The sequence below is a fragment of the Thiothrix subterranea genome, from assembly GCF_016772315.1.
Lineage (GTDB): Bacteria > Pseudomonadota > Gammaproteobacteria > Thiotrichales > Thiotrichaceae > Thiothrix > Thiothrix subterranea.
Genome location: NZ_CP053482.1, coordinates 516,085 through 538,783 on the forward strand (window position 1 = coordinate 516,085; position 22,699 = coordinate 538,783).

A 22,699-nucleotide genomic window follows, 5' to 3' on the forward strand; every position below is an offset into this window, starting at 1 on the left:
TCGCCCTCTCATTCCTACGAGAGGTTTGCGGACATCCAGCAACTGTGGATACAAATTTTCGAATATTTTTACCATACGTTAATTTGACCGATAAACGGTGATTTTGCAAACAGTAATTGCCAAACCAATCACTGTCATCTACCATGATAACTATCATCAAACCGGAGATTTACCATGCCGCAAACAGCTAGATTATTCATGTCAGGGCGTAGCCAAGCGGTACGCCTACCCAAACAATTCCGCTTTCAAGGCAATGAAGTCTTTATTCGGCGAGTAGGCGATCAAATCATCCTCTCACCCAAGCCCGCAAGTTGGGATGATTTTTTCAACGACACGCAACGTCCTACCGCCGATTTCATGGCTGAACGGGTAGATTTGCCACCGCAAGAACGGGTGTTGTTTTGATGAAACGTTACATGCTAGACACCGATACCAGCAGCTACATCATTAAAAATCGCCCAGAGCAAGTCGCCAAGCGTTTCCGCACCCTAAAAATGGAACAAATCTGCATTTCCATCATTACCTACGCAGAATTGCTCTACGGTGTGGAACGCTCATCCTCAGAACGGGTAAACCGCCCCATTATCGAAAATTTCGTCGCACATCTGGATGTATTGGATTGGGATAAAGACGCAGCCGACCACTATTCCCGCGTTCGCGCCCAACTGGAGCGAAGCGGCACGCCCATCGGCGGTATGGATATGCAAATCGGTAGTCATGCCCTCAGCCAAGGCATTATTTTAGTCACCAACAATACGCGGCACTTTGAACGGATTATCGGTCTGCAACTCGAAACGTGGGTGTAAGCCGATCAACCGCTCCCCCACATACACCAACGGCAGCCGCTCCCGCTCCCACGGCGGCACACCCCACTCTTGCAACAAATGCTTAAGGCTATGATGCCCGCCACGCTCTGGCAAATACACGCTCTCTCCCCCTTGCCGAAAACGTACCGTGACAACTTCAGGATACCCCGCCTCCGCCACCAAGGTGCGCCCCAACGATGCAATCACCAACGGCTCTCGCGTCTCCCACACCAACACCTGCTGGGGGTCATGCGCAGACAACGGCGACATTGCATACACATCATCCCGATAACGGCGAATTTCGCAGCCATTCCACCGTACACATGGCGTAGCATCCGCCCGCGCCTGCAACACATCACACAACACTTGACGCAGCTTTTTCTCCTCCGGCAAACGAAAACCACCCTGTGTCAACCATTCGCGCAACACCGCTTTTTGCATCGCCCCATCCAGCGTCAACAATCGGCTAACGGATAACGTATCCGGCTTAGTACCTTGCAAACTCGGCAATTTCTCACGCAAAAAACCTGCCAACAACTGACGGCTTTCGCCTTGTAACCGCGCCGCCCGCGCCAAGGTCTTACCCGCCGCAGGCCAACGTTGTTCCAATAGTGGCATCACCTGATTACGTAAAAAATTACGATCAAAACGGCTGTCTTGATTACTGGGGTCGTTTATGAAATTCAGCTCATGCTGTTTGGCATAGGCCGCCAATTCCGCCCGACTGCATCCCAACAGCGGTCGCCCCAACGCCCCGGATGCAAATGGTCGAATTTCCGGCATCGCTGCCAACCCATCTACGCCACTCCCGCGCAGCAAATGCAGCAACAAGGTTTCCGCCTGATCGTTCTGATGATGCGCCGTCAACACAATTTCACCTGCCTGCAAGTGTTGCAGGAAAGCCGCGTACCGTGCCGTCCGCGCCACCGCTTCCACACTTGCTCCCGCCGGAATCACCAATTCCAAGGCTTCCACCACCAGCGGTATTTCCAAAACCGTGCACACCTCACGGCAATGTGCCGCCCATGCCGCAGACATGGCCTGCAAACCGTGATCAATGTGCAGCGCACGAAACCTAAGGTGAGGATATTGCCCGCGCAGACTTGCACAAGCATGAAGTAAAACATGCGAATCCAGCCCGCCACTGAACCCAATCCAATAACTAGCGGCTGGATACCGTTGAAAAAACGCGACTAAACTATTCCTCAAACTGCCCAAAGCCCATAATGCGCTGGTAACGCTGATCCAACAATTTGTCGATATTCATGGTCTTCAAATTGCGCAGATTAGCATCGAGCGCCTCGCCGATATGTTGCGCCGCCGCTTCCATATCACGGTGCGCCCCGCCCAATGGCTCAGGAATAATCTGCTCAATCAACCCCAGTGATTTCAGACGATCCGCCGTAATGCCCATTGCATCGGCAGCATCCGCCGCTTTTTCCGCACTTTTCCACAAGATCGACGCGCAACCTTCCGGCGAAATCACCGAGTATGTCGCGTATTGCAACATCATCACCCGGTCGCCCACCCCAATGGCTAATGCACCGCCCGAACCGCCTTCGCCCACCACGGTACAAATAATCGGGGTACGCAATTTCGCCATCTCGTACAAATTGCGGGCAATCGCTTCACTTTGACCGCGCTCTTCCGCGCCGATACCGGGGTATGCGCCGGGCGTGTCGATAAAGGTAATGATCGGCAGTTGGAATTTTTCTGCCATGTGCATCAAACGCAAAGCCTTGCGATACCCTTCCGGGCGCGGCATACCAAAATTGCGTTTGATATTTTCGTTGGTATCGCGCCCTTTCTGATGCCCGATGACCATGACAGACTGACCGCGAAACCGTGCCATGCCGCCAATAATCGCCTTATCATCTGCAAAGGCACGATCACCATGCAACTCTTTGAAATCGGTGAATAAATAACGGATTAAATCCAGCGTATACGGGCGTTTTGGGTGCCGCGCAAGCTGCGAAATCTGACGCGGGGTCAGTTTGGAAAAAATGGAACGGGTCAACGAGGCAGCTTTTTCTTCCAGCTTGCCAATCTCTTCGCTCAGGTTAATTTCAGCGTCACCGACGTAACGCAGCTCTTCGATCTTCGCCTGTAATTCGGCGATCGGTTGTTCAAAATCCAGAAAATCCGGGTTCATGCCTGTTGTTTATCCGTTGACCCATGTAATCAAGCAATTAATTTTACAGTGCTTGCGCCCAGATTACGACTTTAAAAATACTGTTCTGTGGTGATATGCCCCGGCTTGTGGCGCAAATGGCGCTGCATCCCGCGATTGCCCAGCAAGGCTTTCATATCATTGAGCATATTATGGTTGCCGCACAGCATGACGTGGGTATCGTCGGCGGTAATGGTTGTGCCTGCCGTTTGTTCCAATGTGCCAGATTCTAGGTGAGTGGTAATACGCCCTTCCAGCCCGTGCGCATTGGCTTCGCGAGTCACACAGCTAATAAAACGGAATTGTTCAGGGTATTGTGTAGCAAACGTTTGGATCAAATCAGCATACGCCAACTCATTCACCAACGGTACACCGTGTACCAACACGATTTTCTGGAAACGCTGCCAAGGCTGTGGGGTTTTGAGGATCGACAAATAAGGCCCTAAACCTGTACCTGTGGCAATCATCCATAGATTTGGCACAGCGGGGATTTCATCCAACACGAAAAAGCCTTTGGCAGGTTGCGAAATTTCGAGGCTATCACCCGGCTGCAATTGCGCCAAAGCGTTAGAGAGTTTGCCGTTGGGAACGATATTGTAGAAAATTTCCAACGCTTCTTCATCAGGCGCATTGATTAGCGAGTAGGATTTCGCCACTAGCTCCGTACCGTCTGCGGTGGGGATAGGCAGTCGCAAAGTGACGAATTGACCCGCTGTAAACGGTAGCGCTTCGGTGCGAATACGCAAGGTCAATAAACGCTCAGTCCAGCGTTGATTGCTTAGTACTTCAGCGTTGTGCCAGGTGGTGCGAATGATTCCGGTCATGGTGAGCCTCCAGCATTTGGGTAGCTAATGCCTCAGCGACGCGGATACCATCCACGCCTGCCGAGAGAATTCCGCCAGCATAACCCGCGCCTTCGCCAGCCGGAAAAAGCCCTTTAACGTTTAGGCTTTGCAAATCCTCACCGCGCGTCATGCGCAGTGGCGAAGACGTGCGCGTTTCCACCCCGGTTAATACCGCGTCATACATCGAAAAGCCCTTGATTTGCCGTTCAAAGGCAGGCAACGCTTCCCGAATCGCTTCAATCGCGTAACCCGGCAAACTGGTTGCCAAATCGGTCAAATGCACACCGGGCTGATACGATGGCTCGACAGAACCCAATTGCGTCGATGCTCTGCCCTTGAGAAAATCGCCTACCAATTGCCCCGGTGCAGAATAATCGTGACCGCCCAATTCGTAAGCGCGGGATTCCCATTGGCGTTGAAATTCCATCCCTGCCAGCGGGTTGCCGGGGTAATCACTTGGGGTAATGCCGACCACTATGCCCGCGTTGGCGTTGCGTTCTGCCCGCGAATATTGGCTCATGCCATTGGTGACAACCCGCCCAACTTCAGAGGTTGCCGCCACCACTTGCCCACCCGGACACATGCAAAAACTGTACACCGAGCGCCCATTTTTGGCGTGATGCACCAGCTTATAATCCGCCGCACCCAGCAATTCATTGCCTGCATGTTTGCCAAACCGTGCCTGATCAATCAGCGTTTGCGGGTGTTCAATCCGAAAACCGAGCGAAAACGGCTTCTGTTCCATAAACACACCGCGCTCATGCAACATCGCAAACGTGTCCCGCGCACTATGCCCCAAGGCCATAATCACTTGATCGGTACGCAGTTGCTCCCCACTCTCTAGCGTCAAGCCACGCACCTGACCGGCTTCGATCAAAACATCGGTCACTTGCTGCTGAAAACGGATTTCACCGCCCAAAGCTTCAATCTGCGCCCGCATGTTTTCCACCATTTTCACCAGACGGAAGGTGCCAATGTGCGGTTTGCTAACATAGAGGATTTCTTCGGGAGCGCCCGCTTTGACGAATTCGGTTAAAACTTTGCGCCCGTAGTGCTTGGGGTCTTTGATCTGGCTGTAGAGTTTGCCATCGGAAAATGTACCAGCACCGCCTTCGCCGAATTGCACATTCGATTCGGGATCAAGCTGATTTTTACGCCATAACGCCCAGGTATCCTTGGTACGTTCGCGGACTTTTTTGCCACGTTCCAGAATAATCGGGCGCAAGCCCATTTGCGCCAACACCAAACCTGCCATCAAACCACACGGGCCAAAACCGACGACAACAGGGCGAATAGCGGGTGCTTCTTGCACATGCGCCACAAAACGGTAAGTGGTATCAGGGGCAATTTTAACGTGAGGGTCATCGGCAAACTTAGCCAATAGCGTAGCTTCATCAGGCAGCACAGCGTCTATGGTGTAAACCAACACAATCGCGTCACGCTTGCGGGCATCGTAACCGCGTTTGAAAACGCTAAAACTTAACAGGTCAGCCGTCGCAATGCCTAAACGTTCGGCAATCGCCACAGACAGGGCATCGGCGGGGTATTCCAGCGGCAGGCGCAATTCGGTGATACGTATCATGGGGCTTGGTCGGTGCGCTAATAACGTTAATACAAAAAAGCCCTTACAGACAATAACCTGCAAGGGCTTTTGATACAATCATGTCAAAAACATGACGTATGAATATGGCGGAGAGGGCGGGATTCGAACCCGCGATGGGCTTTTGGCCCATACTCCCTTAGCAGGGGAGCGCCTTCGGCCACTCGGCCACCTCTCCGGTACTGGTTGAAGGCGGCAAGAATACCTTCAAATCGGCTTAGCGTAAAGCTTTAATTTGCATTTTCTTCAATCGCGACCGGCTCAAGGTGTTCGTGCCGAATGCGTTCAAAGATTTCTTCGCGATGTACGGCAACATCTTTCGGTGCATTGATTCCCAAGCGAACTTGATTACCTTTTACCCCTAAAACCGTAACGCTGATATTATCCCCAATCATGAGGGTTTCCCCTACCCTCCGTGTTAGAATCAACATATCGCATAATCTCCCTATTGCTGCATTTATGTATCCCAAAAGCCCCGTGATACATCTAAAACATCATCACAGTCGTTGGTAGCATCAACCATCCCATATTAGCACTTAACTGAGGCTTAACTATTTGCATGAAAGTTGCGTTTTTACCAATGTATTCTTTATACAACAAGCATTAATTAAACCACCTAACACATTCATGCATAGACAAAAAAACCCGCTGGTCATTCAAGACACCAGCGGGTTTTTTAAGCAATTTATTCGGAAATTAAGCGGCTGTTTGCGCTAAGCCAAACGCTTGATGCAACACCCGCACAGCGAGTTCCAAATATTTCTCATCGACAACGACCGCCACTTTAATTTCCGACGTGGAAATCATGCGGATATTAATGCCCTCGTCTGCCAATGTTTTGAACATTTTGCTGGCAACGCCCGCATGAGAACGCATTCCTGCGCCCACAATGGCTACCTTGGCAATATTTTCATCGCCTGTGCATTGCTTTGCGCCCAAGGTTTCGCCGGTTTTACACAGAATGTCACGCGCTTTGGCGTAATCGTTTTTGTGTACCGTGAAGGTGAAATCGGTCGAACCATCAGAACCAATGTTTTGCACAATCATATCGACTTCGATATTGGCATCCGAAATCGGCCCCAGAATCTGGTAAGCAACACCGGGGCGATCGGGTACACCCGTTACCGTCAATTGAGCTTCATCACGATTGAACGCAATCCCACGGACTGAGACTTCTTCCATTACTTCTTCCTCACGAGTGACCAGCGTGCTTTTGCCCTGACCAAATTCGTCAAAGCTGGAGAGCACGCGGATAGGCATATCATATTTGTAGGCAAATTCAACCGAACGAATTTGCAGCACCTTGGAGCCTTGGCTGGCCATTTCCAGCATTTCTTCCAAGGTCAGGCGCGGAATGTGACGCGCTTTGGGTTCGACACGCGGGTCGGTGGTGTAAACGCCATCCACGTCGGTGTAAATCTGGCATTCGTCAGCTTTTAATGCCACTGCCAAAGCCACGCCCGTGGTATCCGAACCGCCGCGCCCTAAGGTGGTAATGCTGCCATCTTCGGTCACACCTTGGAAACCTGCTACCACCACCACTTTGCCTTCCGCCAAATCTTTACGGATTGGCTCGGCGTCAATGTCGCGAATCCGCGCTTTGGTATAAGCATCATCAGTCAAGATGCGTACCTGCGCCCCGGTGTAAGAACGCGCAGGCTGGCCTTTCTTTTCCAACGCCATTGCCAGCAAGCCAATCGTGACTTGTTCGCCGGTGGACAGAATCGCGTCTTTTTCGCGCTCCGAACCTTGTGGGTTAATGGCGTTGATGAGCGCGACCAGTTTATTGGTTTCACCCGACATCGCGGAAACCACCACGATCACATCATTGCCCTGTTGTTTCCAGCGGATTACCCGGTCAGCCACAGCCTCAATACGCTCAGGTGTGCCAACCGATGTACCGCCGTATTTCTGTACGATCAGTGCCATTGTTTACTGTTTACCTTCAAAACACTTCTAAATTAAACCCGATTAAACGCGCTCAGCAACCCAGCCCTGTACGCTGGCTAACGCGGTGGGCAATGCTGCCACATCCGTGCCGCCGCCTTGTGCCATGTCCGGGCGACCGCCGCCTTTGCCACCCAGTTGCGCAGCCACAAAGCCCAGCAAATCACCGGCTTTGACTTTGGCGGTTTCGTCTTTGGTGACACCTGCCACCAAACTGACTTTGCCATCCGCTACCGTGGCGAGAATCACCACCGCTTTGCCCAATTTGTTTTTCAACTGGTCAACGGTGTCGCGCAAGGATTTGGGATCAGCCCCTTCCAGATGCGCTGCGAGGACGCGCATTCCGCCCACTTCCACTGCTTGATCGGCAAGGTTGGAACCGGCTTGGGAAGCCATTTTGCCTTTAAGCTGTTCCAGTTCCTTTTCGAGAGCGCGGCTTTTTTGCAGCATCGCGTCAAGCTTGTCCGTCACTTCCACTGGATTGGATTTGAGCAAACGTGCGACGTTATCCAAACGGCTGGTTACTTCCGCAAGCCACGCCAGCGCATTCGCGCCAGTCACAGCTTCGATACGGCGCACACCGGCGGCAACCCCGCCTTCGCTGACGATTTTGAACAAGCCAATGTCACCAGTACGGTTAACGTGACAACCGCCGCATAATTCCGTGGAGAAACCGATTTTCAAAACACGCACTTCATCGCCGTACTTTTCGCCGAACAATGCCATTGCACCAGCTTGCTTGGCGGCTTCCATGTTCATAACTTGCGCAGAAGTCGCAGCATTGGCACGGATTTCGCGGTTGACGATGGCTTCTACCTCAGCAATTTGCTCGGCGGAAACGGGATCAGGTTGCGAGAAGTCAAAACGCAAACGGTCAGGTGTCACCAATGAGCCTTTTTGCTCAACGTGCGTACCCAATACTTGGCGCAGTGCGGCGTGCATTAAGTGCGTGGCGGAATGGTTGAGAATGATGGCTTGGCGGCGTTCGGCATCCACTTCGGCGGCAACGTTTGCGCCAACAGCCAATGTGCCGGATTCCAGCGTACCGATATGGATAAAGGTTGCGCCCTGCTTGCGGGTATCGGTAACGCGGAATACTGCATCCCCCGTGTGCAACACGCCAGTATCGCCCACCTGACCACCGGATTCGGCATAGAATGGGGTGTGATCCAGCACGATACGCCCTTCATCACCGGCTTGCAGGCTCGTTACCGCGTCGCTACCACGGAACAGCGCGGTAATGGTGGACGTTTCCGCCAATTGCTCGTAACCGTGGAATGCCGTTGCGCCACTCACATCCAACTTGTCGCCGTAATCCGCACCGAATTTACCGGCAGCACGGGCGCGTTCGCGTTGCGCATTCATTGCCGCTTCAAACCCGGTTTCGTCCAGTTTGAGGTTGCGTTCGCGGGCAATATCACCCGTCAAGTCCACCGGGAAACCGTAAGTGTCATACAACTTGAACACGGTCTCGCCGTCAATGGTATCGCCGGACATGCCCGCAATCGCCTCTTCCAGAATCTTCATGCCCTGTTCAAGGGTTTCGGCAAAGCGACGTTCTTCTTTTTCCAACGCCTGTTCGACCAAAGGCTGGGCAGCGGCAAGCTCAGGGTAAGCTTTGCCCATTTCATCCACTAACGGCTGTACCAGCTTGTGGAAAAACGGTGCTTCCATGCCCAGTTTGTAACCGTGACGGATAGCGCGGCGAATAATCCGGCGCAATACATAACCACGACCTTCATTCGACGGCAATACCCCATCCACAATCAGGAAGGAGCAAGAACGGATGTGGTCAGCAATTACTTTCAATGACGGGCTATTCGGATCGGCATTTTTCGCCAGTTCCGTGCCTTTTTTGAGCAGCGTTTGGAACAAGTCGATTTCGTAGTTGCTGTGAACGCCTTGCATCACCGCCGCCAGACGCTCCATGCCCATACCGGTATCAACGGAAGGCTTAGGCAGCGGACGCATTTCGCCATCCTTGGTACGCTCATACTGCATGAACACCAAGTTCCAAATCTCGATGTAACGGTCGCCGTCCTCTTCCGGTGTTCCCGGTGGCCCACCCCAGATATGTTCGCCGTGATCGTAGAAAATTTCGGTGCAAGGCCCGCACGGCCCAGTATCACCCATCTGCCAGAAATTGTCGGAAGCGTAACGCGCTCCCTTATTATCGCCGATGCGGGTAATGCGATCCGTTGGCACACCGATTTGCTGCGCCCAAATGTTATAGGCTTCGTCGTCGTCCGCGTAGACCGTCACCCACAGCTTGCCTTTGGGCAATTTCAGCACTTCGGTGAGGAATTCCCACGCATACTGAATCGCATCGTGTTTGAAATAATCGCCAAAACTGAAGTTGCCGAGCATTTCAAAAAAGGTGTGGTGACGTGCAGTGTAACCAACATTTTCCAAGTCATTGTGCTTACCGCCCGCACGCACGCAACGCTGCGAAGTCGTCGCACGGTTATAGGCGCGTATGTCGTCGCCCAAAAACACGTCCTTGAATTGCACCATGCCTGCGTTGGTGAACAGCAAGGTCGGGTCATTGCCCGGTATCAACGAGCTGGACGGAAGGATTTCATGGCCTTTGCTGGCGAAAAAATCGAGAAAATGTTGTCTGAGTTCAGCAGTATTCATTGGAAAGCAGCTTTAATCGCATCGGTATAAAAACCGCGCCCGGCAAGAAATCGAGATTGCCGGGCGCGTTCCTTGTAATCAGCCGGGATTTCCCCGCCAAATTTCTTGATCCGTTGTTCACAGGCCAGATCGTGCCAGTCGACATCGGCTTCTGCCAATGCCTGAGCCGCCGTGGTGTCATCCACGCCATGCTCGCGTAATTCATAGTTAATCCGCTGCGGACCACGCCCCCGCGAGATTGACGAACGGACAAAAGCAGCCGCGTAACGGGCATCATCCAGATAACCCAGCGACTGCAATTTATCCAAGAGCGCGTTCAAGCTGATAGTATCGCACTCGCAACGCTGACGCACTTTTTGCGCGAGTTCATGGCGAGAATGCTCACGCTGCGCCAACAAGCGCACCGCTACCGTTTCGCATTCCCGCCCATTAGTCATTAAACAACGTCATCAAGACCGGCATCGCTGTCGGCTTCTTCGGTAACGGTGGCGGCAAAACCGGGCGCATTCATGCAAGCTTCGCGGATAGCTTTTTCAATTTCAGCCGCCGCAGCCGGATGCTCTTTCAAATAATTGCGAGCATTATCCTTGCCTTGACCGATTTTTTCACCTTTATAGCTGTACCACGCGCCAGCTTTGCCGACCAGCCCTTGCTTGGAACCGAGGTCAACCAATTCGCCTTCGCGAGAAATGCCTTCGCCGTACAGAATTTCAAATTCGGCTTGTTTGAACGGTGGCGCGACTTTGTTCTTAACCACTTTGACGCGGGTTTCAGAGCCAGTAATTTCGTCACCCTTCTTAATCGCACCAATGCGGCGAATATCGAGACGCACGGAAGCGTAGAATTTCAGCGCGTTACCGCCCGTAGTGGTTTCCGGGTTGCCGAACATCACGCCGATTTTCATCCGAATCTGGTTGATGAAAATCACCAAGGTATTGGAACGCTTGATATTACCGGTGAGTTTGCGCAGGGCTTGTGACATTAACCGTGCTTGCAAACCGACGTGAGAATCACCCATATCGCCTTCGATTTCAGCCTTTGGCGTGAGCGCTGCAACCGAGTCGACCACCACCATATCCACTGCGTTGGAACGCACCAGCATGTCGGCAATTTCCAACGCCTGCTCGCCGTTATCCGGTTGGGACACCAGCAAGTCATCGACGTTAACGCCGATTTTTTGCGCGTAAATCGGGTCAAGCGCGTGTTCCGCATCAATGAACGCCGCTGTGCCGCCCATTTTTTGGCATTCGGCGATCACTTGCAGCGTCAGAGTGGTTTTACCGGAAGATTCCGGGCCGTAAATTTCGACAACACGTCCTTTGGGCAGGCCGCCAATACCAAGGGCAATGTCCAGCCCTAATGAGCCAGTAGAAATCACGTCGATGTCGCGGGCAGCACTGGAGTCGCCCATGCGCATCACAGTGCCTTTACCAAACTGACGTTCAATCTGGCCTAGGGCGGCGGCGAGGGCTTTCTTTTTGTTCTCGTCCATGCGGACACTCCTTAATAAAGGTAAATTCTGTGTGGGTGGTATGAAAGCGGGGATTATTTCATAACGGGTAGCAGCAAGCCAATGCCGAAAGATGAACGTCGATCATTTATGGTATAATCAGCGACTTGAAACAACCGCAAACCGCCTCAGTACTCGACCGGGAGAACAGCGTATGTCACTTGCCTATCAATTAGACACACAACAACGTTACACCTATCAGGATTACCTGCGCTGGCCTGATGATGTGCGTTATGAATTGCTGGACGGTGAACCGGTGATGATGTCTGCGCCTAGCACGATGCATCAACGGGTTATTCGCGAACTGGTACGTCAAATCGGCAATTTTTTGTTGGGCAAATCCTGCGAAGTTTTTCCTGCACCGTTTGATGTTTGCTTCGCCGCTGCCGATGCGGCGGATGACCAGATCAACAATGTGGTGCAACCTGACATCAGCGTGATTTGTGACGGCAACAAAATCCATGACAAAGGGTGCAAAGGTGCGCCCGATTGGATCATTGAAGTGCTGTCGCCTTCCACTGCATCCAGAGACCTGATCCACAAGCTGCGGCTGTACGAACGTTATGGGGTGCGGGAATATTGGGTGGTGCATCCGATAGACCGAGTGGTGATGATGTGGCAATTGTCCGCCGATAGCGGGCGTTATGGCGCGGTGTTGATCGAGGAAACGCAGGGTATGCAAGCATCCGGGCTGTTTCCCGATTTGGTGCTGGAATGGGATGTGCTGTTTCCACCACCGAAGCCGCTGGTTTATGTGAAAGAGCCACCGCCGGGGGGTTATTATTCATGATAAGGAAAGAACATCCACCGGATGACAAGCCGTTGCAAAGGGCAAAATTACTGACCGGAACGGACTAACCGCACATGATTGCCGTCGTAACGGTCGAACCAAAGGTCATTACCATCGTAAAAGTTGACACCCCAAGCGTAGGAAGCATCTTTCGCTTTGGACGACCAGTGCAGCAACCCAAATGCAGGTGTATTCGGAAATACTTGCAAATCAATCGTCGGGATTTGGTAATTGTGACCACAAGTCTTGTACCATGCCGTTGACTGCGGTATGCCGTTGCTGCAATACACAAGTGTACGTAACTCATCTTTAGTAGGCATCCGCCAATCGCTATAGTCTGCGAAGCTGACACCTGATTCAAACTCCGACATAGCATCATCCCACTTGTATTTGGCTGCTTCTCCAGTACTACAATCCACACCACTTTGACCTTCAATGCATTGCTTCCACATCAACCCACTTTTAGTATCAGTTACCGTGCCGTCATTGTGAATGATGTAGTGGGATGAAGCTACAGTTTGGGGTATTGCTGTAGGAGCTTGCCCTGCAAGCGATTCTTTCTTCACAGGTTTGCCTTGTTGCATGGAAGAATCGCCAGCAAGGCTAGCTCCTACAGAATATTTCCAATAATACCCACCACAGCCAAGAACTGCCGCGAACAGGAATAGTGAGGGTAGCCACGGGAATTTTTTGGGTGGTGGCGAAGATAGCGGTTGAGACCCACGACCTAGCAGCCCATAAATTTGTGCTGCTAGTTCAATAAAAACTGGACTATCGCTTTTGCCATTCCAACGAGTGAAGTTACCCGCCTGCCGCATAGCGAAACCAAATGGCGGCTCAATATCATCAATCTTGATGGGCAACAACACGTTACGGCTTTTGCCATTACTGGCTTCTTCGAGCACCCATTCAGAATCTACAGAACCCTTCGACCATACCACCACGACACACCTGCTTTCACGAATGGCTTGGTCAATCTTGCGATGCCAATTCTCCCCTGTATGAATAGATTGATGATCCCAAAACACTGACCAGCTCTGTTGCGCTAACGCTTGAAACAGCGGCTGCAAACGCTCACGGTCTTGGCTCGAGTAACTGAGAAAAATGTCGTGCATACTGATAACTGATAGAGAATCCCCGATGAACGGATAATAAACGATATGCGGCGGAATTTCTGTGAAATTGGCTCAGTCACCAGAAATGTTGCGTTGCAGCAAAAAAACTATCGACAATCGCCCCATAAACTAGCTATTGTGATACACCTATGAATATCACCAGCTCAGACAAGTGGAATCCCTTACCTATGCAACAGCCAGTACCAACACCGACGCACACGGTTGACCCCGTGCAATTACAAACCAACATCACCCGCGCCATGCTCCTGTGGCAACGCTTTGTTGCTCGTATGATGAGCGATGCCGCCAGCAAGCAGGGCAAAGATGCCGGACAAGGCGATAACAGTTTCAACACCGCCATTGCCAAATGGGGCGTGAATTTATTCTTGCACCCCACTGCCGTCATGCAAGCGAATATGGCACTGCTTACCAGCCAAACCAAACTGTGGCAACACAGCACCGCACGCGCACTAGGCTTCGGGAAATTGTCACCGGGCGTGCCTGCGATTACCGACAAGCGTTTCAAACACCCGGCATGGCAAGAACACCAATTCACCGAAGTGCTGCTCCAGTCTTACCTGAATATGTCAACCTACTGGCGGACATTGGCGCAAACTGCTGGTGGCTTATCCGAACAGGATGCAAAAAAAGCCGAGTTCTTCATCAATAGCATGATTGATGCACTTTCGCCGAACAATTACTCGCACACCAATCCACAAGTCTGGCAAACCATCCTCGAAACCAATGGTGAAAACCTCGTTAAAGGCATGGAAAACCTGCTGGATGACTTCCAAGACGGTCAATTGCGTATCCGCATGACTGACATGAAAGCGTTTGAACTGGGGCGCGATATTGCCACCACGCCCGGCAAAGTCGTGTTCAAGAATGAACTGCTGGAACTGCTCCAATACACACCAACTACCGCCAAAGTCCGTCAACGTCCGGTCTTGATCGTACCGCCTTGGATCAACAAGTATTACATCCTCGACCTGCGCGAAAAGAACTCGTTCGTCAAATGGGCGGTGGAACAAGGCAACACCGTCTTTATGATTTCGTGGGTCAACCCTGACAGCCAGCACCGCGACTTAAACTTTGAAGACTACATGCAGGCAGCGATTGCGGCGATGGATGCGGTCGAAGCGGCGACTGGCGAACGTGACCTGAACCTGATCGGTTACTGCTTAGGCGGCACACTGACCGCAGCGACCCTTGCGCACCTGAAAGCCAAAGGTGATGAGCGGGTAAAAAGTGCCACCTTCTTCACCACCTTGCTGGACTTTGCCGAACCCGGTGAAATTGGCGTGTTCCTGAGCGAAGAACAGGTCGGTTCACTGGAAAAACGCATGGACAAAACCGGCTACCTCGATGGCAAAGACATGGGTACAGCTTTCAACATGCTCCGCGCCAATGACCTAGTTTGGTCGTTCTTTGTGAACTTGTATTTGCTCGGCAATGACCCGATGCCTTTCGACCTGTTGTATTGGAACTCAGACAGCACAAGAATGCCAGCGGCGATGCACAGCTACTACCTGCGCAATATGTACCTGAACAACTGCCTGAGCCAAGCGAATTGCCTCACCCTTTCCGGTACACCAATTGATTTGCGCACCATTGATACTCCGGCTTACTTTGTTTCCACCCACGATGACCATATTGCGCCTTGGCGCAGTACGTATGCAGGCGCAAAACTGTTCGCAGGCCCGGTGCGCTTTGTGTTAGGGCAATCCGGTCACATTGCAGGCATTGTGAACCCTGCTGCCGCCAACAAATACGGTCACTGGGTCAATGATACGCAAGAAAAGCTAGATGACACGGCGGAAGATTGGCTGTTGGATGCCACCAAAGTGGATTTGTCTTGGTGGCATGACTGGAATCGCTGGGTAGCAACCTTCTCCAGCGAAGAAGTCGATGCGCGTATTCCCGGTGCAGGCAAACTGGAAGTACTGGGTGATGCACCCGGTACTTACGTGCGGCAGAAGGTCTAATCCACGAGCATCTGGAATACGCCTTGTAGCGCGTATTGTACCGCCTGATAGCGTACCGCTTCCCGATCACCTTCAAAGTATTGGGTAGCGGTGCGTACTTTCCCACCCTGCGCCGCCCAGCCGAAACAGACCATGCCGACAGGCTTGGTTGCTGTACCACCACCCGGCCCCGCAATGCCACTGACCGATACCGCCACCTGCGCCCGCGAATGCAGTAACGCACCGGTTGCCATCGCAGCAGTCACGGCTTCGCTCACTGCACCATGTTCTGCCAAGGTTGCCACAGGCACACCCAACATATCCTGCTTGGCTTCATTGCTGTAGGTGACAAAACCGCGCTCAAACCATGCCGAACTGCCTGTCAGGTCAGTACACAGCTTGGCAATCCAACCGCCCGTGCACGATTCCGCCGTCGTGAGCATCCAGCTTCTGGCTTGCAATGCCGTTGCCACTTGTGCCAGCAAAGCTTCCATCAACGCAATACAGTACGCGGGGTGGCATCGAGCGAAATCATCGACTGCACGGAAGTTTCGACCCGCTCACTCAAACGCTGAATCAAGTCCTTTTCGGTGGTGAAATTCACCATTTCTTCGGCTTTGATCAATTCACGCGCCACGTAAGCATCGCTGCCCAAGCCATCAATCAAACCCAGTTTGACCGCATCTTCACCCGTCCAAAACAGGCCAGAGAAAATATCGGGATTGTTTGGTAAACGTTCACCACGCCCTTCTTTCACCACCTTGATGAACTGCTGGTGGGTTGTATTCAACATATTATTGACGTGTGCCACCTGCGTTTCATTTTCAGGCAGAAACGGATCAAGCATCCCTTTATTTGCCCCCGCAGTGTACAAACGGCGTTCAACGCCTAACTTTTCCAGCAATTCAACCGCACCGAAATTATCCATACGCACGCCAATCGAACCGACAATGCTGGCTTTATCCGCATAAATCTCGTCGGCTGCCACGGCAATGTAATAGCCACCGGATGCGCATAAATCAGACACGACCGCGTAGACAGGGATTTCCTTGTATTTGGCTTTCAAGCGCTTGATTTCATCATTAATAATACCCGACTGTACCGGGCTACCACCGGGGCTATTAATGCGCAAAATCACGCCTTTGGTTTTTTCGTGCTCAAATGCTTCTTTCAGCGCAGGGATCAGCATCTCGCCGCTGGCTTCTGCACCATCCATAATCACGCCGTTAATGTCGACCACCGCCGTAATTTTGTCGGCAGCCGTTAATTTAGTATCCGACGCGCCACTACCGATCAGCGCAATCAAGCCAACCAGCAAATACGCCACAAAAAACAGCTTGAAAAAGATCCCCCAACGCCGCGCCCGTCGCTGCTCTTTGACAGATTCCATTGCCACATCTTTGAGGGCTTGCAATGCTTGTGTATTTTCTTCGTTCATTCTGTAACCTTTTGTTTTTCTAACCAATCAGGAATATGCGTCACATCATCCACGTGTCCACGCGGCTGCGCTTGCCGTAACCGTTCTAAATCATGCACGCCATAACTGACCGCCAGTGAATCCATCCCGATAGCCAGTGCCATGTGTAAATCGTATTCGCTGTCACCGATCATCAACGCATCATGCGGCGCTGCATCATAGTCTGTCAAAATCTCTTCCAGCATTTGTGGATGCGGCTTGGAACGGGTTTCATCGGCACAGCGTGTGATCGGAAACAACTCACGCAACCCAGTTTCGTCCAATACCTTATCCAAACCCCGGCGAGATTTACCCGTCGCTACCGCCAAGTCGTAGCCTTGTGCGGCGAGTGTGTGCAAGGTTTCACGCGCACCGGCGAACAATTCGCTACCGTGTGTGGTACGCACCAAAAATTCTTGGCGATACTCATCCGCAATCGCCCGAATCAAGTTCGAGGGTGCTTGAGGGTACAAGGCGCGAATCGCTTCATCCAAGCCCAAGCCGATAATGTGGCGAATTTCCTGATCAGTGCGCGATTCTGCGCCCACCAACTGAATCGCATTGCGCATACATTCGGTGATGTGCGCCGCTGAATCCATCAACGTGCCATCCCAATCAAAAATCAACAGGGAATAAGGTTTCATTCGGTACGCTCAACTGCGTTAATTTTTATATTGATCAATACTTCTTTTAAATCATCGGGTAACGGCGCTTCGACCACATAACGCCGCCCAGTGGCTCGCAAGGTAAAATCCACGCTGGCAGAATGCAAAAACAAACGTTTTAAGCCCATCTCACGAAACTTGCGATTCAAGGCGAAATCGCCATAACGGTCATCACCCAAAATCGGATGCCCCAAATTTTGCAATTGCACCCGGATTTGATGCATTCGTCCGGTGAGAATTTGTGCTTCCAGCAACGACGCGCCGTGCAGATTTTTCAGCGACGAGAAAATGGTTTCCGACACTTTGCCTTCGCCCTCTTCCACGCGCTGCACTTTCTGGCGTGTGCCTTCTTCCTGACTCAAATCCATGGTTACATGTTGGCGACCGTGTTTCCAACGTCCGGCAACCAAGGCTTTGTAGCGCTTGTCGATCTTGCCGTCGCGAAACAAACCGTGCAATTCGGTCAACGCTTGGCGCGATTTCGCCAGAATCACCACGCCGCTGGTGTCGCGGTCAATGCGATGCGCCAATTCTACATACGGTAAATTTTCGCGTAACTGGCGAAATGCTTCAATCAAGCCCAATTTGTAACCGCTACCACCGTGTACCGGCAAACCGGAGGGCTTATTGATGAAAATAAGCTGCTCATCTTCGTGTAACACGGCATCTGCCAGCACTGCCAACAACGCTTCAGATGCCAACGCAGGCTTATCCGGCGGGTTCACTTCGGTTTCTAACTTGATCGGCGGAATCCGAATAATTTCACCTAATTCAAGCTTTTTTTCCGGCTTCACTCTTTTTTTATCAACACGCACCTCGCCCTTGCGCACAATCCGGTATAAGGCGCTTTTGGGCAGTTGCTTCAAATGCCGCAGCAGGAAATTGTCGATGCGTTGCCCGACTTCGTTTTCAGTAACTGTGTAATATTCGACGGCCATAGTGAAAAAACATACCAACTAAATTTAAATGCAAATTGAATATAATTAACCGAATTGATATATTCGCAACAGGCAAACGTTAAGGTGCAAACCTGACACAATGGGTTCGATCAAATCAGAACACGATGATATGACCCATGCCTGATTGATTCAATCACAAATTCTAGCGGCCAGAACATTCCCCCAGAATTTGTGCTGGGGTAAACAGGATAAAGCATCCTGACCCCGATAACTCAACGCCTGTTATGCAGTTTAAAAAGTAAGCAAACAGGTGTGGCATTAACAGCAGAACTTGTTGCTGATGTCTGTTGCAAGAATGCGCCAGCGGTTTACAATTTTCATGCGCCCTTATGAGGCAGTTCCATGACCCGTAACAACCGAACGATTCTTTCTGAAGGTAGGCCCGATTAAGGTTAATCCATAGCTTGGCGAAAAGAACATTTCTAACGCTTTGATATTAAACGAAATAAACTAATCGACTCCACCTGAAACAAACAGGTAACAGGTGCTGCATAACCAAGGCTTATGTAGTACATGAAACGTATTTTAATTAATGCAACCCAACCCGAAGAAATTCGCGTTGCCATGGTTGATGGGCAACGCCTATACGACCTCGATATTGAACATTCCCTACGCGCTCAGAAAAAGGCCAATATTTACAAAGGGGTAATTACCCGCGTTGAACCCAGCTTAGAAGCAGTTTTTGTTAACTATGGCGCACAACGCCACGGTTTCCTCTCCTTCCGCGAAGTTGCGCCTGAATTTTACAACCCGAATGCCAAGTACACCGGTCGCCCTAACGTCAAAGACGTGATGCGCGAAGGCATGGAAATTCTGGTACAAGTCGACAAAGAAGAACGCGGCAACAAGGGCGCAGCCCTGACCACCTACCTCAGCCTTGCCGGGCGTTATTTGGTGTTAATGCCCAACAACCCTAAAGCGGGCGGGGTTTCTCGGCGTATTGAAGGCGATGACCGCCAGCAAATCAAGCAAACCCTGAGCGAGTTAGACATCCCCGACAGCATGGGCGTGATCGTGCGCACAGCAGGTATCGAGCGCGATGCCGAAGAATTGTCATGGGATTTGGACTACCTCAAAACCCTGTGGAATGCCATCCAACAAGCCTACCAACAGCATAAAGGTCCGACGCTGCTGTATCAGGAAAGCAATGTCATTATCCGCGCTTTGCGTGACTATTTCCGCCGCGACATCGGTGAAATTGTTATCGACAATGACAAGGTATTCAACCAAGCGCGTGATTTTATGCAGGCGGTGATGCCGCACAATATCCGCAAGCTCAAGCTTTACACAGATGGCACGCCGCTGTTCAGCCGCTTTCAGGTGGAAAATCAGATCGAAACAGCGTATCAGCGCACCGTTGCCCTGCCCTCTGGCGGCGCAATTGTCATTGACCATACCGAAGCGCTAATTTCCATCGACATCAACTCGGCGCGTGCCACCAAAGGGCATGACATTGAAGAAACCGCGCTCAATACCAACCTCGAAGCGGCGGACGAAATTGCCCGTCAATTGCGCTTGCGTGACTTGGGCGGCTTGGTGGTGATCGACTTTATCGACATGCTGCCCAGCAAACACCAGCGCGAAGTCGAAAAACGCTTGCGTGATGCCATGAAACTCGACCGCGCACGGGTACAAGTCGGGCGCATTTCCCGCTTTGGCTTGCTGGAAATGTCGCGTCAACGCTTGCGTCCGTCACTTGGCGAATCCAGCCAAATCGTCTGCCCACGTTGCACCGGTCAAGGCCACATCCGCAGCACCGACTCAATGGCGCTGTCCATCTTGCGCTTGGTCGAAGAAGAAGCCATGAAGGAAATGACCGGCAAAGTCATTGCCCGCCTGCCGGTTTCCGTTGCGACCTTCTTGCTGAACGAAAAGCGTCAAGCGATCACCGACATTCAACAGCGTCGCAATGTCGATTTGACCATTATTCCTAACCCATACATGGAAACGCCGCATTACGACATCAGCCGTATCCGCAATGACAATCTCGAAGACGAGGAAACAGTCACCAGCAGTTATCAATACATCCCCGCACCACCGGCGGCGGAAGAAACTGTCCGGCAAGAAGCTAACCAGCACCAAGTCGCTGCGGAAGCCGCTGTTACCAACGTCATGCCCAGCACGCCTGCGCCGCAACACGCCCGCAGCCAGCCAGCAGAAGTAAACGTTGCCGCAACACCGGTTGTTCCGACCATTACGCCAATCAAAGGCCCAGGGCTAATGCGGCGTATTTTCGGCAGCCTATTCGGTAGCAGCCCAAGTGTTGATCAAGCAGCAGAAGCGGCTGAAAGCCAAGCAGAAGCTGCCGCACCCGCAGTCCCCAAGCGTAACGACCAACCACAACCGCGTGACCGTCGCAACAACGAACGGGGCGGCGACCGCAACGATCCGCGCAACCGTAACCGCAACAATGGCAAAAGCGAACCGGCAAACGATGTCGACCGCCCCGCTAACGATGACACTCGCAATCGCAATGCTCAGGAAAATCGTCAGAACCGTCAAAATCGCCCCGACGAACGTCCCCAAGAACCGCGTAACAATGAACGTGTCAACGAGCGTAATTCCGAACCGCGCAACACTAACACTGAGCGCAGTAACGAACGCGCCCCTGAACGCAACAACGGTAACGAGCGCAACAACGACCGCCGCAATAACCGCAATCGCAACGAACGCGAGGAAGTGGCGGGCGACACCAACAACAACCGCCGTCCGCCACGCGAACAACGCCCACCGCGTGTACAACCGCAAGACACACCAGCGGTAGCCACACCGATTGAAGAGCAAGCGCCGGTAGAAATTGTATTGCAAGCACCCCGCGAAACTCGCGATGGCAACCGTGATAATGGTCAAGCGCAACAACCTCGGCGTGATCGCTCACGGCGTGAATCCCGTAACCGCAACGCCGCAGCACCTGAATTCACCGTGCAAGAGCAAGACAGTGGCGCCGCCTTTGTGGAGGATGCACCCATTGCAAAGCCGCCGCGTCAAGCAGTCGTCAGCGCTAACGCACCAGAACCAACAGCAGAAGTTGCCAGCAATGTCACACCCAAGCAAGCAGCGCCACTGGCAGAAGATACCGACATCGACACCGACACCGATGATCTAAACGACGCGCCAGACGCAGAAGAAGGTGATGATGCACGGGAAGAAACCGGTAGCACGCAACCACGTGGCCCACGTGAACGCCGTGGTCGGACACGTCGCCCGCGTGGTAATCAAAACCGTCAGCAACGCCCGCCACGCCCTGCCGGATCCGAGATCGAACAACCGTTCGCCCCGGAAAACATGGAACCGTTCATCATCGACTTGACCGCGACGCAACCCATGCATCAACCGCGTTACGAGCGTCAACCCGCGAAGGCTGAAATCAAGCCGGAACCTGTTCCAGAACCCGCAGTAATTGTGGAAGCTGCACCTGCACCAGAGCCGACGCCGGAACCTGTCGCAGTGAAAACCGCACCAGAACCAGTGCGTGAACCTGTCGTAGTGGAAATCGCGCCTGAGCCAGCACCAGAACCTGTTGTGGTAAAAACTGCACCGAAACCAATACCTGAACCTGTCCTGGTGGAAACTGCGCCGCAACCGATGCAGAAATCAAAACCAGCAGTTGTTCCTGTCATGGCAGAGGAAAGCACACCTGAACCAGAACCTGTTGTTGAAACCCCAAAAGCAGCAACACCTCCCATGAAAAAACGGCCTTCATGGATGCACACTGATCAGGATTAATCCCCTCAGTATGCGCTGACTAGCAATGATGGCGGCGGATATGGTCTAACAAACCTGCCGCCGCATCTTCCACCATGTCCAACACCCGCTCAAAACCACGTTCTCCACCATAATAAGGGTCTGGCACTTCATCGACATTCCAATGCTCGGCAAATGTCATAAACAAACGCACCCGTTCTTGCTGTGATACTGCCAGCAAATCTTTTAAATCTTCCAAATTCGTGCGATCCATTGCCAGCACGTAATCGAATTCCTCAATATCTTCTGAGGTTACTTTTCGCGCCCGCTGCCCCGATAAGTCCAATCCACGATTTTTTGCGGCGGCCTGTGAACGTTTGTCGGGGGGATTGCCGATGTGATACGCATGTGTACCCGCCGAATCAATCAGAATGCGATCCGCCAACCCTTGCGACTGCACCAAACGCTCAAACACGCCTTGCGCCGTGGGTGAACGACAGATATTGCCCATGCATACAAACAGAACCTTAACTTGTTTCATAAAATCTTCC

At 52.1% G+C, this 22,699-nt stretch carries 20 protein-coding genes and 1 tRNA gene; 5 read left to right on the forward strand and 16 right to left on the reverse strand.

Going from position 1 to position 22,699, the window contains the following annotated elements:
* Window positions 1-174 precede the first annotated feature (174 nt).
* Window positions 175-405: an antitoxin gene (locus tag HMY34_RS02520; protein ID WP_202717750.1), complete on the forward strand. Its 231-nt coding sequence runs from the start codon at window positions 175-177 to the stop codon at window positions 403-405.
* On the forward strand, window positions 405-806 hold the full coding sequence (gene vapC, locus HMY34_RS02525) for a type II toxin-antitoxin system tRNA(fMet)-specific endonuclease VapC (RefSeq protein ID WP_202717751.1): 402 nt from the start codon (window positions 405-407) through the stop codon (window positions 804-806). The genes HMY34_RS02520 and vapC overlap by 1 nt, the downstream gene beginning before the upstream one ends.
* Here vapC and tilS read toward each other — a convergent pair.
* From tilS to recA, 10 genes are all read right to left on the reverse strand, one after another.
* On the reverse strand, window positions 741-2,024 hold the full coding sequence (tilS, locus tag HMY34_RS02530) for a tRNA lysidine(34) synthetase TilS (protein ID WP_323127457.1): 1,284 nt from the start codon (window positions 2,022-2,024) through the stop codon (window positions 741-743). The two genes, vapC and tilS, sit on opposite strands and share 66 nt — an antisense overlap.
* The gene (locus HMY34_RS02535) at window positions 2,005-2,958 is read right to left on the reverse strand and encodes an acetyl-CoA carboxylase carboxyltransferase subunit alpha (protein ID WP_202717753.1); all 954 of its coding nucleotides are present in this window, start codon (window positions 2,956-2,958) and stop codon (window positions 2,005-2,007) included. Before HMY34_RS02535 ends, tilS begins: the two co-directional genes overlap by 20 nt.
* 71 nt (window positions 2,959-3,029) lie before the next feature.
* The gene (locus HMY34_RS02540; RefSeq protein ID WP_202717754.1) at window positions 3,030-3,800 is read right to left on the reverse strand and encodes a ferredoxin--NADP reductase; all 771 of its coding nucleotides are present in this window, start codon (window positions 3,798-3,800) and stop codon (window positions 3,030-3,032) included.
* On the reverse strand, window positions 3,763-5,403 hold the full coding sequence (locus HMY34_RS02545; RefSeq protein WP_202717755.1) for an NAD(P)/FAD-dependent oxidoreductase: 1,641 nt from the start codon (window positions 5,401-5,403) through the stop codon (window positions 3,763-3,765). Before HMY34_RS02545 ends, HMY34_RS02540 begins: the two co-directional genes overlap by 38 nt.
* Window positions 5,404-5,508: 105 nt before the next feature.
* Window positions 5,509-5,599: transfer RNA gene (locus tag HMY34_RS02550), tRNA-Ser, on the reverse strand.
* Between the two features lie 52 nt (window positions 5,600-5,651).
* Window positions 5,652-5,852 (reverse strand): carbon storage regulator CsrA, encoded by a 201-nt coding sequence (csrA, locus tag HMY34_RS02555; RefSeq protein ID WP_202717756.1) that lies wholly within the window; start codon window positions 5,850-5,852, stop codon window positions 5,652-5,654.
* 265 nt (window positions 5,853-6,117) lie between these two features.
* The gene (locus HMY34_RS02560; RefSeq protein WP_202717757.1) at window positions 6,118-7,350 is read right to left on the reverse strand and encodes an aspartate kinase; all 1,233 of its coding nucleotides are present in this window, start codon (window positions 7,348-7,350) and stop codon (window positions 6,118-6,120) included.
* 42 nt (window positions 7,351-7,392) lie between these two features.
* Complete coding sequence (gene alaS, locus HMY34_RS02565; protein WP_202717758.1) at window positions 7,393-10,005, reverse strand: alanine--tRNA ligase; 2,613 nt, start codon at window positions 10,003-10,005, stop codon at window positions 7,393-7,395.
* On the reverse strand, window positions 10,002-10,442 hold the full coding sequence (locus HMY34_RS02570) for a regulatory protein RecX (RefSeq protein WP_202717759.1): 441 nt from the start codon (window positions 10,440-10,442) through the stop codon (window positions 10,002-10,004). Before HMY34_RS02570 ends, alaS begins: the two co-directional genes overlap by 4 nt.
* The gene (gene recA / locus HMY34_RS02575; protein ID WP_228287957.1) at window positions 10,442-11,497 is read right to left on the reverse strand and encodes a recombinase RecA; all 1,056 of its coding nucleotides are present in this window, start codon (window positions 11,495-11,497) and stop codon (window positions 10,442-10,444) included. The genes HMY34_RS02570 and recA overlap by 1 nt, the downstream gene beginning before the upstream one ends.
* Window positions 11,498-11,669: 172 nt before the next feature.
* On the opposite strand from recA, the gene HMY34_RS02580 reads away from it, so the two are divergent.
* Window positions 11,670-12,305 (forward strand): Uma2 family endonuclease, encoded by a 636-nt coding sequence (locus tag HMY34_RS02580; RefSeq protein WP_202717760.1) that lies wholly within the window; start codon window positions 11,670-11,672, stop codon window positions 12,303-12,305.
* Between the two features lie 47 nt (window positions 12,306-12,352).
* Here HMY34_RS02580 and HMY34_RS02585 read toward each other — a convergent pair whose 3' ends face one another.
* Window positions 12,353-13,420 carry an Lcl domain-containing protein gene (locus HMY34_RS02585; protein WP_202717761.1) on the reverse strand — a complete coding sequence of 356 codons (1,068 nt, stop codon included), beginning with the start codon at window positions 13,418-13,420 and terminating at the stop codon, window positions 12,353-12,355.
* Between the two features lie 149 nt (window positions 13,421-13,569).
* On the opposite strand from HMY34_RS02585, the gene HMY34_RS02590 reads away from it, so the two are divergent.
* Window positions 13,570-15,405 (forward strand): PHA/PHB synthase family protein, encoded by a 1,836-nt coding sequence (locus tag HMY34_RS02590; protein WP_228287958.1) that lies wholly within the window; start codon window positions 13,570-13,572, stop codon window positions 15,403-15,405.
* On the opposite strand, the gene pncC is transcribed toward HMY34_RS02590, so the two are convergent.
* From pncC to HMY34_RS02610, 4 genes are read right to left on the reverse strand one after another with little or no spacing between them, the layout of a single operon-like run.
* Window positions 15,402-15,878 carry a nicotinamide-nucleotide amidase gene (gene pncC / locus HMY34_RS02595; RefSeq protein ID WP_202717762.1) on the reverse strand — a complete coding sequence of 159 codons (477 nt, stop codon included), beginning with the start codon at window positions 15,876-15,878 and terminating at the stop codon, window positions 15,402-15,404. The genes HMY34_RS02590 and pncC overlap by 4 nt on opposite strands.
* Complete coding sequence (locus HMY34_RS02600) at window positions 15,878-16,822, reverse strand: S49 family peptidase (RefSeq protein WP_202717763.1); 945 nt, start codon at window positions 16,820-16,822, stop codon at window positions 15,878-15,880. Before HMY34_RS02600 ends, pncC begins: the two co-directional genes overlap by 1 nt.
* Window positions 16,819-17,484 carry an HAD family hydrolase gene (locus tag HMY34_RS02605; RefSeq protein WP_202717764.1) on the reverse strand — a complete coding sequence of 222 codons (666 nt, stop codon included), beginning with the start codon at window positions 17,482-17,484 and terminating at the stop codon, window positions 16,819-16,821. The genes HMY34_RS02600 and HMY34_RS02605 overlap by 4 nt, the downstream gene beginning before the upstream one ends.
* Window positions 17,481-18,443: an RluA family pseudouridine synthase gene (locus HMY34_RS02610; RefSeq protein ID WP_202717765.1), complete on the reverse strand. Its 963-nt coding sequence runs from the start codon at window positions 18,441-18,443 to the stop codon at window positions 17,481-17,483. The genes HMY34_RS02605 and HMY34_RS02610 overlap by 4 nt, the downstream gene beginning before the upstream one ends.
* A gap of 534 nt (window positions 18,444-18,977) precedes the next feature.
* Here HMY34_RS02610 and HMY34_RS02615 point away from each other — a divergent pair.
* Entirely contained in the window at window positions 18,978-22,190 is a 3,213-nt protein-coding gene (locus tag HMY34_RS02615; RefSeq protein ID WP_202717766.1) for an Rne/Rng family ribonuclease, read from the forward strand.
* A gap of 19 nt (window positions 22,191-22,209) precedes the next feature.
* Here the strand turns inward: HMY34_RS02615 and HMY34_RS02620 are convergent, their stop codons facing one another.
* Window positions 22,210-22,689, reverse strand: a complete 480-nt coding sequence (locus HMY34_RS02620) for a low molecular weight protein-tyrosine-phosphatase (protein WP_202717767.1) — start codon at window positions 22,687-22,689, stop codon at window positions 22,210-22,212.
* Window positions 22,690-22,699 lie beyond the last annotated feature (10 nt).